This is a genomic window from Isoptericola sp. NPDC057391 (assembly GCF_042668085.1).
Classification (GTDB): Bacteria; Actinomycetota; Actinomycetes; order Actinomycetales; family Cellulomonadaceae; genus Isoptericola.
Window position 1 is genome coordinate 1 of sequence record NZ_JBHVBO010000155.1, and the last position, 9939, is coordinate 9939.

General features: G+C 74.3%; 13 protein-coding genes. 3 read left to right on the forward strand and 10 right to left on the reverse strand.

Annotated elements, in window-relative coordinates; all coding sequences use genetic code 11:
* From ACFUVW_RS16505 to ACFUVW_RS16515, 3 genes are all read left to right on the forward strand, one after another.
* On the forward strand, nucleotides 1-916 hold a 916-nt coding region (locus tag ACFUVW_RS16505), incomplete at its 5' end, for a carbohydrate ABC transporter permease (protein ID WP_430572406.1).
* Nucleotides 913-1869, forward strand: coding sequence for a carbohydrate ABC transporter permease (locus tag ACFUVW_RS16510; RefSeq protein ID WP_430572407.1), 957 nt, complete (start codon nucleotides 913-915; stop codon nucleotides 1867-1869). The genes ACFUVW_RS16505 and ACFUVW_RS16510, both read left to right, overlap by 4 nt.
* 97 nt (nucleotides 1870-1966) lie before the next feature.
* Entirely contained in the window at nucleotides 1967-3379 is a 1413-nt protein-coding gene (locus tag ACFUVW_RS16515; RefSeq protein WP_430572408.1) for a helix-turn-helix domain-containing protein, read from the forward strand.
* Here ACFUVW_RS16515 and ACFUVW_RS16520 read toward each other — a convergent pair.
* The 10 genes from ACFUVW_RS16520 to ACFUVW_RS16565 form a co-directional block, all read right to left on the reverse strand.
* Nucleotides 3364-4221 carry a GvpL/GvpF family gas vesicle protein gene (locus ACFUVW_RS16520; RefSeq protein ID WP_430572409.1) on the reverse strand — a complete coding sequence of 286 codons (858 nt, stop codon included), beginning with the start codon at nucleotides 4219-4221 and terminating at the stop codon, nucleotides 3364-3366. The two genes, ACFUVW_RS16515 and ACFUVW_RS16520, sit on opposite strands and share 16 nt — an antisense overlap.
* The gene (gene gvpK, locus ACFUVW_RS16525) at nucleotides 4218-4553 is read right to left on the reverse strand and encodes a gas vesicle protein GvpK (RefSeq protein ID WP_430572410.1); all 336 of its coding nucleotides are present in this window, start codon (nucleotides 4551-4553) and stop codon (nucleotides 4218-4220) included. The genes ACFUVW_RS16520 and gvpK overlap by 4 nt, the downstream gene beginning before the upstream one ends.
* Nucleotides 4550-5482: a gas vesicle protein GvpJ gene (gvpJ, locus tag ACFUVW_RS16530; protein WP_430572411.1), complete on the reverse strand. Its 933-nt coding sequence runs from the start codon at nucleotides 5480-5482 to the stop codon at nucleotides 4550-4552. The genes gvpK and gvpJ (ACFUVW_RS16530) overlap by 4 nt, the downstream gene beginning before the upstream one ends.
* Nucleotides 5479-5853: a gas vesicle protein gene (locus ACFUVW_RS16535; protein WP_430572412.1), complete on the reverse strand. Its 375-nt coding sequence runs from the start codon at nucleotides 5851-5853 to the stop codon at nucleotides 5479-5481. The genes gvpJ (ACFUVW_RS16530) and ACFUVW_RS16535 overlap by 4 nt, the downstream gene beginning before the upstream one ends.
* Before the next feature lie 91 nt (nucleotides 5854-5944).
* Nucleotides 5945-6514, reverse strand: coding sequence for a gas vesicle protein GvpO (gene gvpO / locus ACFUVW_RS16540; protein WP_430572413.1), 570 nt, complete (start codon nucleotides 6512-6514; stop codon nucleotides 5945-5947).
* The gene (locus ACFUVW_RS16545; RefSeq protein WP_430572414.1) at nucleotides 6511-6762 is read right to left on the reverse strand and encodes a gas vesicle protein GvpG; all 252 of its coding nucleotides are present in this window, start codon (nucleotides 6760-6762) and stop codon (nucleotides 6511-6513) included. The genes gvpO and ACFUVW_RS16545 overlap by 4 nt, the downstream gene beginning before the upstream one ends.
* 3 nt (nucleotides 6763-6765) lie before the next feature.
* A complete protein-coding gene (locus tag ACFUVW_RS16550) occupies nucleotides 6766-7530 on the reverse strand; it encodes a GvpL/GvpF family gas vesicle protein (RefSeq protein ID WP_430572415.1) in 765 nt (254 codons plus the stop codon).
* Nucleotides 7527-7949 carry a gas vesicle protein GvpJ gene (gvpJ, locus tag ACFUVW_RS16555; protein WP_430572416.1) on the reverse strand — a complete coding sequence of 141 codons (423 nt, stop codon included), beginning with the start codon at nucleotides 7947-7949 and terminating at the stop codon, nucleotides 7527-7529. Before gvpJ (ACFUVW_RS16555) ends, ACFUVW_RS16550 begins: the two co-directional genes overlap by 4 nt.
* 45 nt (nucleotides 7950-7994) lie before the next feature.
* Nucleotides 7995-8954 carry an SRPBCC family protein gene (locus tag ACFUVW_RS16560; RefSeq protein WP_430572417.1) on the reverse strand — a complete coding sequence of 320 codons (960 nt, stop codon included), beginning with the start codon at nucleotides 8952-8954 and terminating at the stop codon, nucleotides 7995-7997.
* A gap of 23 nt (nucleotides 8955-8977) precedes the next feature.
* Nucleotides 8978-9802 (reverse strand): hypothetical protein, encoded by an 825-nt coding sequence (locus ACFUVW_RS16565; RefSeq protein WP_430572418.1) that lies wholly within the window; start codon nucleotides 9800-9802, stop codon nucleotides 8978-8980.
* Nucleotides 9803-9939: the final 137 nt, after the last annotated feature.

Here is a 9939-nt window from a genome sequence, read left to right on the forward strand (position 1 = left end):
GGCCGGCACCGGCCGCCCGCGCCGGGGCCCGACCACCTGGCTGCGCGGCGGCGGGCTGCACAGCCTCGTCTTCCTGCTGCCGCTGCTGGTCATCTTCGGCGTCTTCTCGTGGTTCCCGATCGTGCGCGCCGTCGTCATGAGCGTGCAGGAGACGAACCTCGTCACCGACCCGACGTTCGTCGGGCTGGACAACTTCCGGCACGTCCTGGCCGACCCCCTGCTGTGGAAGGCCGTGCGCAACACGCTGTACTTCGCGTTCCTCGCGCTGCTGTTCGGCTACCCCGTGCCGCTGATCGCCGCGGTGCTCATGCGCGAGGTGCGCCGCGCCCGCGGCCTGTACTCGGCGCTCGCGTACCTGCCGGTCGTGGTGCCGCCCGTCGTCGCCGTCCTGCTGTGGAAGTTCTTCTACAAGGGCGGCCCGACCGGCGTGTTCAACACGATCCTCGGCTGGGTGGGGCTCGGCCCGTACCCGTGGCTGCAGGACGCGTCGTGGGCGATGCCCTCCCTCGTGCTCGCCGCCACCTGGGCCGGCGCGGGCGGCACGGTGATCATCTACCTGGCGGCCCTCACGAGCGTGCCCGCCGAGCTGTACGACGCCTCCGAGGTGGACGGCGCCGGGCTGTGGCGCAAGATCTGGCACGTCACGCTGCCGCAGCTGCGCGGCGTCCTGTTCATCACCCTGATCCTGCAGGTCATCGGCACGGCACAGGTGTTCCTCGAGCCGTACCTGTTCACCGGCGGCGGGCCGAACAACGCCACCGTGACCGTGCTGCTGCTCATCTACCGGTACGCGTTCCAGAACAGCCTCGGCGGCGACTACGGCGCCGCGACCGCGCTGTCGCTCATGCTCGCGGCCGTCCTCGCGGTCTTCTCCGTCCTCTACTTCCGGCTCACCCGGTCCTGGAGCACGTCATGACGCTCTCGCCCATCGCACGTCCCGTGCCCGTGCCCGCGCGCGCCGTGCGCCGTCGCGCCGCCACCCCGTCCGATGACGGCGACCGCGGCGCGCTGTCCGCGCCCGACTGGCGCCGTCCCGCGGTCCGCTGGGGGATGGGCGGCACGCACGTGCTGCTGCTCGTGCTGCTCGTCGTCGTCGGCCTCGGCCCGATGCTGCTGCTGGCGAAGTACGCCGTCACCCCGACGCAGGACATCCTGCGCACGCCGATGGCGGTCTTCCCGCACGGCATCGCGTGGGAGAACCTCGAGCGCGCCTGGAACGACGTCCAGGTCAGCCGCTACTTCATGAACACGGTCTGGCTCGCGCTCGGGTCGTGGGCGGTGCAGCTCGTGGTCGCGACGACGGGCGGCTACGCGCTGTCGGTGCTGCGGCCGCGGTACGGCAGGGTGGTGCAGGCGCTCGTCCTGTCGACGATGTTCGTGCCCGCCGTCGTGCTGCTCGTGCCGCTGTACCTGACGATCCTCGACCCGCCGCTGCTGGGCCGGTCGCTGGTCGACAGCTTCTGGGCCGTGTGGCTCCCGGCCGGCGCGAGCGCGTTCAACGTGCTGCTGGTGCAGCGGTTCTTCGACAACCTGCCGCGCGAGGTGTTCGAGGCCGCGCGGGTCGACGGCGCGGGGCCGTACCGCCTGTTCTGGTCGGTCGTCCTGCCGATGTCGAAGCCGATCCTCGGGGTCGTGTCCGTGTTCGCCGTCATCGCGGCGTGGAAGGACTTCCTGTGGCCGCTGCTGGTGCTCAAGGACCCGGCGATCCAGCCGCTGTCCGTGCGGCTGCCGGCGATCGAGGCGTCCACCGAGCTGGGCGTCTTCCTCGCCGCCCTGGCGATCTCGACCGTGCTGCCGGTGGCGATGTTCCTGGTCTTCCAGCGGCTGTTCCTGCGCGGCGCCGGGCTCGGGGGAGCGGTCAAGGGTTGACGGGTTCACCCGCTGTGTCGTTGACGCCTGGAACGTCCGAATGCTGGTATATGCGCAGGTCTGACAGTCGCAGATCAGCGAATCCCGGAGGAACGACGTGACCCAGCACGACCCGACGACCGACACCCCGGGCCCCGCCCGGCGCACGGTGCGCTACCGCGGGCGGCACCTGCCGATGGTCGCGGTCGTCGTCGCCGCGACCATCGCGACCGCCCTGGCCTACAGCGGCATGGTGCTGTTCGGGCTGGAGGTGGCGGGCATGTCCCCGGCCGAGGCGTACGCGCTGGCCGGGTTCCTCGAGGTCAGCCTCGTCGCCGTCGCCCTCATGGCGCGCAACGCCGCCCTCGAGGGGCGGCCGTACGGCGTGCTCCTCACGCTCACGTGGATCCTGTCGGGCACGTCCGGCATGTTCGCGGCGCTGCATGAGATCGCCGTGCCGGACGCGAGCACGCCGTACATGGTCGCGTTCCGGTTCGTGCCGCCGCTGGTCGCCGCCCTCATGTGGCACCTCGCGCTGGTGGGCGAGCGGCACCTTGTCACGGGGCACACCCTCGACGAGCGGCGGCGCGAGCACCGCGTGCACCAGTACGTCACGGCCCTCGAGCTGTGGCGCGACGCCCGCCTCGACAGCGGCGGCACGCCGCGCGGCATGCGCAAGGTCCGCACGGCGCACAACCGCCAGCGCGCCGCGCGCGACGCGGCGCTCAAGCTGCTCACGGTCGAGGACTTCGAGCGGCGGATGCAGGTCTGGGTGGAGCGGCTCGAGGCCGCCGAGCGGCACGGCAACCGCCTCGACCTCATCGGCGCGAGCTCCGTGGAGCGCGGCGTCGCCCGCGGGGCGGCCCCCGCGGGCCCGCGCGCACTGCCGACGCCCGCGGCCTCACCGGTCGCGCTGGTCGCCGCCCCGACGGCGGTCGAGGACGCCGCAGCGGACGCCTTCGCCGACGACCTCCAGGCGGCGCTCACGGGCGCGACGCCGGTCGTGGACGCGCCGGCCGCGGAGGCCGGGGACGGGCGCGACGACCCGGCGGACGCGGCGGCACAGGCCTGGTTCGACGACCTCGACGAGGACCTGGGGTCCGACCCCTCGGGCGGGGCCGCAGGTCGCGCCGCAGCCGTCGCCGAGCCCGTCGAGCCCGCGCCGCAGGACCGCGCGCCGGAGGGACGCGCCTCGGAGGAGCCCGCGCCGGTCACCGTCGCCGCGGAGGCGGGCCTGCCGGGCACGCGCGAGCCGCTGCCGGAGACGGGACATACGCGCCGGGTCGAGGTCTTCGACCTGCTCCGGCAGTCCGACCCGTCGCTCGACCCGGCCCTGGGCGGCGCGCTCGCGGAGCGGTCGGCGTTCCTCACGGCGCACGGGTCGAGCGACGACGACCAGCCCGCGACCGACCGCGACCGGCAGATCGTCGAGCTGGCCGCCGAGGGCCTGAGCCAGCGCGAGATCGCGGAGCGCGTCGAGGTGTCGAGGGCGACCGTGAGCCGCGTGGTGCGGCGCTACGCGCCGGCCTGAGCCCGGCCGCCGTCCCGTGCCGCGTCCTGGGGCGACGGGGGGACCTCGGCGAAGGAGAAGGGTGGCCAGGGCCCGACGAAGCGGATGCGGGCCGCGGGCTGCTCGTCGCGGATGCGCGCGAGCTCGTGCCCCACGCGGTCCACGCCGTCCAGCGGCACCAGGAGGGCCACCGCCAGCACGGGCACGACGCCGGCGGGCGGGTGCGCGCGGCGCGTCTCCGTCACCTCCTCGGCCGTCGTGGCGAGGCGGCGCCGGAGGTCGGGGTAGAGCTCGTCGGCGAGGGCGTCCGTCACCTCGCGCTCGAGCTGCTCCAGGCGCTTTGTCAGCAGACGCCGGACGCCGGGCGGCCGCGACTCGAGCTCGGCGCGCAGCGCGTCGAGGCGGGCGTCGCCCGCCCCCGCCTCGTGCTGGTCGATCCCGATCTCCACCTGCAGCTCGCCGCGGCCGGCGAGCTGGTCCAGCCGTCCGTCCAGCCGCTCGGCGTGCTCGGCGAGCCAGGCGGCGAGCCGCGCGGGGGCGGGCTCGTCGCCGGTTCCCGCGACGATCACGTTGAAGCTCATCGGCAGCACCGCGCCCGCGGCCTGCCACAGCCGGTCCACGACGTCGCTGTGCTCCACCACCCACCGACGCACGTCGTCGTCCGGGCCGGAGTACGGCGTGGCGCCGTGCCGGTGCACGACGGCCGTCAGCCCGTGGGCCGTGACCCGCTCCAGCGGCGCCCCGTCGATGCCCGCGCCGAGCTCGTCCGGGGCGCCGCGGGTCACCGCGTACACGTACAGGCCCTCGGTCGGCCCTGTGCCCCGCCCCTCGGGCGCGGGCGCGGCGTCCGTCCCGGCGGTCATGCGCGCCCCCGCGGCGCGCTCCCGGCCTCGTCGTCGGCCCAGCGCGAAGGGTTCACGAGCTTGTCGACGACGTCGTCCACGACGTCGTCGAGCCCCTGGCGCAGGTCGGCGACCGAGGCGGTGAGGCCGTGGTCGGCCTTGATGGACTCGAGCGCGTCGTCGAGGTCGAGCAGGGCCTGGCCCAGACGTTCCTGCTCCTCCTCGGTGAGCTCGCCGCCCTCGAGGCGGCGGAGCGCCTGGCCCTCCAGGGCCTCCTGGATCACCTCGACCAGCGTCACCACCAGGGTGAGGACGCCGTTCTTCAGGCTGTGCTCGTCGATCGTCAGGGTCATGCGTCGCCTCCTCGGGGAGCGTGGACGGATGCGGCGAGCGCGCGCGCCCACGCGGCGTCGCGGGTGGCCAGCCGCACGGTGCCCGTGTCACCGGTGACCAGCAGCACCTGCCGGCCCACAGGGGCGCGCCCGGTCCGCGCCCGGACGTCACGGACCTCGCGGAGCCGGACGGCGGGCCGCGCGTCGCCGACCCCCTGCCAGGTCAGCCCGCCCGGGCCGAGGGTGCCGGTCCCGCCCCGCCAGACCGACGGGCCCGCGCGCTCCTCGCGGTACCAGACCGGGGCCTGGTGGCCCGCGGGAGGGCGCGCGGGGGTGCCGGCGCCGCCCGGGCCGCTGCGCAGCAGCGCCGCGAGCCGGTCCGGTGCCGCCGCGGTCAGCAGCGTGGTGCCGGCGGGCGTCGTGACGGCCAGGCGCTCGCGCTCCTCGCCGCCGACGGCGAGCTCGGTCCGGACCTCGACCTCGGTGACGTCGTCCAGCGCGGTCTGCCACAGCACCTCGCGCGGGTCCGCGCGCCAGACGAACAGGCGCCGCGTCGTGAGGTACACCGTGCCGGGGCGCCAGACGGTCGCGGGCTCGTCCTGGCGGTGACCGCCCGCCATGCGGGCCACGACCTCCTCGTCCGGCTCCAACGGCACGTGCCGCGCGAGGGACTGCCGCACCCAGGCGCGGGTCTGCTCGTCCCAGCCCCGCATCATCCCGTGCTCGAGCATGGTCTCGATGCCCGCGACCGCCGCACGGAGGTTCACCCCGATCAGCGGGATGTCCGCCACCGTGATGATGAGGTCGAGGTCGAGGTACACGCCCCTGTTCAGCAACGCGTCCAGCAGGTCGGGCAGCGTGGCGTGCAGGTCGCGGGTCGGCTGCAGCGCGGGCGAGCCCTCCGTGCGCTCGGCGAGCGGCGGGGTCGCGCGGGCGAGCGTGTCCGTCATCGTCCGTCCCCGCCCTCGACCTCCGACGGCGCGGCGTCGCCGCGCTGCGCGAGCGCGCTCTGCCACCCGCACCACGGGCAGTACTCCTCGAGCAGCTGCTTCGTCGGCGCGGTCTTGCCGCAGCTCGGGCACGTCTCCTTCGGCTCGATCGCCTGCTGCCACGCCACCGTGTCCCGGTCCGTGCCGGCCGGGAACTCCAGGCCGTACCGGGCCGCGGTGTCGAACGACGCGAGCGCCGCGCGGATCCGGATGCCCAGCAGCTCCACGCCCGCCACCGACACCATGATGTCGGCGTTGACCACCAGGCCCTTGTCGAGCAGCGTCTCGACCACCTGCATGAGCGTGCCCTCACGTGCGCGCTGCGGTTCCATCGGGCCGCCTGAGCCGGGGACCACCGTCATGCTGCGTCGCTCCCTCCTCGGGACGTCAGGTTCTCCTCGTGCCGTCTGCTCGCCGCGACGGTCATCGTTCCGTGCGCCCGCGGACGTACCGGCGCCCGCGGGTCACGCCCCGCAGCCCGCCGTCGGCGTCGAGGCGCACCTCGTACTCCGCGAGGACGTCCGACGTGCTGGGCACGTGCGCGTCCTCCAGGACCTCGACCGTCACCGTCCAGCCCTCGTCGTCGCGGTCGATGCCCACCACCCCTTCCGGGCGGTGGTGCGAGAGCTCGCGCAGGTGCCGGACGGCGCGCCGGGCCGCCCCCTGCGCGTCCAGCCCGCCGGACGGCGGGGGTTCGTCGCCCTCGGGCTCGTCCGGGGGTTCCTCGGCTTCGGGTTCGTCGTCCGGGGGTTCGTCGGCTTCGGGTTCGTCGTCCGGGGGTTCGTCGGCTTCGGGTTCGTCGTCCGGGGGTTCGTCGGCTTCGGGCTCGTCGTCCGGGGGCTCGTCGCCCTCGGGCTCGTCCTCTGCTGCCTCGTCGTCGGGCGCCTCGTCCGCGGACTGCTCCTGCGGGGCATCCTCCTGCTCGTGCGTCGCGGGCGGTCGGCGGCGCCGCGCCGGGGCGTCGTGCGCCTGTGCATTGCGTGCCGGGCTCATGCTCCACCTCCTCGGCGTCGTCGGCTCGACTCCATCAGTCGGGCGACCAGCTCGCGCTCGGTCGCGTCGGCCTCGGCGTCGTCGATCGTGCCCTCCTCCCGGGCGCGGGCGACCTCGTCGAGCTGCCGCCGGATCGTGCCGGGGTCGTACAGCTCGCGCTCGGCCTCGGAGCGGACCTGCTCGGCCACCCACACGACGCCGCGCACCGGGGCGAGGGGCAGGGTGACGAGGGCGGTCAGCAGACCCACGGCTCACACCTCCTCGGCGAAGTCGTACGCCGCCTGCGGCCCCACGAGGCGCACGACCATGCGGTCGGCGACCTGCGCGGCGAGCGTCTCCAGGGCGTCCTCGAGCGGCTCCACGTCCTCGCGACGCACCAGCAGCGCGAGCTCCGCCACGTCGCCCGTCCGCGTCACCTCGTGATCGCTCGTGGCGCGGGCGAAGGGCGCCACGGTGCGGGCGAGCAGCGCGGCGTCGCCCGGACGCCGGGCGTCGAACCCGGCGACGACCAGCTCGCCGAGCCGGATCCGCTCGTCGTAGGTGGCCATCTCGTCCCGCCCCCGGGTCCGCTCGCGCAGGTGACGGATCTCGGCGTCCTCGGCCACGAGCTCCGCCAGCACGGCCTCCTCGCGGTACCGCGCCGAGACCGTCAGCTGGACCGCGCCCTCGAGGGCGCGCAGGTCCGCGGCGCGCCGGTCCTGCCGGTCGGCGGGCACCGCCTCCTCGAGCCCGCCGGCCGTCGCCAGCGTGCCGAACTGCACGGGGAGCACGGGGACGGCCCCCGCGACCGCGTCGAGCACGCGGGCGTGGTCGCGGACGTCGTCCGGCAACCCCACCTCGCGGTCGGACGGGGCGTCCGAGACGACCGCCCGCAGGCTCCCCAGCGGCTCGGAACGCACGGGCCCGCCGGCGATCCCGGTCAGGCCCGACGGCAGGCGGGCGTCGCCCAGGACCAGCCCGTACAGGTACAGGTCGTGCGTGGCCACCACGGGCACTTCCTCGGTCCGCACCGTCACGAGGCCTCCTGGCGGCTGGTCCGGCGGCGCGACCGCTGCGGCTTCCGGTCGTCCTCGCCGTCGTCGCCGTTGTCGTCCTTGCCCCCGGTCAGCGCCTCCTTGGCACCGGAGACCATGCCCTTGGTCTTGCCCTTGGACCCGCTCTCCGAGATGTCGTCGATCAGCTCGGGCAGCTCGCGGCCCCCGGTCTGCTCCAGGTCGAGGCGGTTCGTGGCCTCGGCGAAGCGCAGGTAGGTGTCGACGCTGGCGATGACGATGCGGGCGTCGATCGTGATCAGCTCGATCCCGACGACGGACACCCGGACGAACGCGTCGATCACCAGCCCCTTGTCGAGGATGATGTTGACGACGTCGGCCAGCGACGACGACTGCGGGCGGTCCAGGTAGCCGCCCGAGCGGCGGGTTGCGACCTCACTCATGGTTCCTCCTCGCTGCGTGCTCGGTCAGGTCGGTGCGGAGCAGTCTCAGCGGGACCGCCGCCGCCTGGCCTGCGGCTTGCGCTCTTCCTCGGGCTCCTCCTCGGGTGCCTCGTCCTCGGGTCCTTCGCCCTCGTCCTCGTTCTCCTCGCCCTCCTCGCCTTCCGCCTCGCCCTCCTCCTGCTCGGCGACGACGTCCTCGTGCGAGCGGACGATCTCCTCGTCCTGGATCTCCGCCCGGTAGCCCTCGAGGTCGTCCGGGTGGAGCACGACGTCGGTCATGACGTGGTGGACGAAGAACTTGAGCTCCAGCCGCAGCCGGCGCCCCACGGGACGCCACACGTTGGCGACCTTCTCCATGAAGCCGCGCGGGCGGTACTCCACGACGACGACGATGCGGGTCAGGTCGTCCGCCAGCGGGTGGAACGTCACCGCGCCGCTGAGCGTCCCCTTGTCGCCGGTCGAGTCCCACACGACCCGCCGGGTCGCGATCTGGTCGACGATCGTCGCCTCCCAGCGACGGTTCGACCAGAACACCTTGCCCTCGAAGGAGACGGTGCCCTCGTCCTCGTCGAGCTGCGCCTTCTCGACCTTCTTCATGAAGTCGGGCCAGCTGTCGTACTCCGTCCAGGCGTCGTACACGACGTCGATCGGCGCGCCGACGTCGATCGCCTCGACGATGTTGATGAACCGGTGGCCGCCCCCGCTGCCGCCGCCGTCGTCGCCTCCGCCGCCGAAGATGCCGGACACCTTGTCCTTCACCGCCGTCATCGCGGACTTCGCGCCCGCCTTGAGGGGCGACCCGCCCTCGGCGAGGGTCTTGGCGCCCTCGGCGACCGCGGAGCCGCCCGGGTTCTGCGCGTAGTCGGTCAGCCGGTCCGTGACCGAGCCGAGCTTGTCGCTGACGGTGCTGACCGCGCGGTCCCCGAACGCCCGCGCGAGGCCGCCGACGGACTCCTTGAGGCCGCCGACGCCGTCGGACGTGGGGGACTTGGCACTCTCGCTCATGACTCTCTCCAGTCCGCTCGGGTTCAGGACGACGTGCGCGAGGATCGCGAGCCGGACGACCGCGAGCCGGACGACTTCGTGCCCGACGACCGCGAGCCCGACGACCGCGAGCCGGACGACTTCGTGCCGGACGACTTCGTGCCGGACGACCGTGAGCCGGACGACTTCGTGCCCGACGACGCGGAGCTCGACGACCGGCTTCCCGACGACGCGGAGCGCGTGCGCGTGGAGCCCGAGCCGGACGACTTCGCGCCCGACGTGCCGCCCTGGCCGGAGGTGGAGGTCTTGCGCCGCCGAGGCGGCGCCTTCTTCTCCTCGGGCTCCTCCTCGGGCTCTTCCTCGGGCTCCTCGTCGGGCTCGTCAGCCTCGTCGGCACCCTCGTCGGCCTCGTCGTCGGCCCGGTCCTCCTCCGGAGCGGCCTCGTCCTCGGCCTGGTCCTCGGCCTGGTCCTCGGCCTGGTCCTCCTCGGGAGCGGCCTCGTCCTCCGGCGCCTCCTCGTCGACCTCGTCCGCCTCGTCGGCGGCCTCGTCGTCCTTCCCGCGCCGGCCGCCGGCCTCGAGCCGGGAGGTGAGGTCGTCGACCCGGCTGGTCACCGCCGCGAGCGCGGCGACCTTCCCGGCGTCGACGAGCCGGCCGGCCATGTCGCCGGTCAGCCGCTTGACCTCGGGCGAGGAGGCGAAGTCTCGCAGCCCACCCAGGCCGTCCAGCAGCGCCCCGCGCGCCGACTCGTCGCGCAGGCGGTTGCCCGCGACGGCCGCGCTGAGGAGCACGGCGGTCTTCAGCTTCTTGGTCCTGCCCAGGAGATATCCGCCAAGGAGTATTCCCGCAAGCTTGAGCTTGTCATCCATCGCAACCCCAGGGGTGGGTAGTCGGTGGCCAGCGCTCTGCTCGACTGGTCCCTGCAGGGTGGCACGGACCCTGGTTGCTCGCGTGACGGGTGCCGCACGCACGGGTCCGGGAACGCCGACGGGCGGGTGGCCGACCG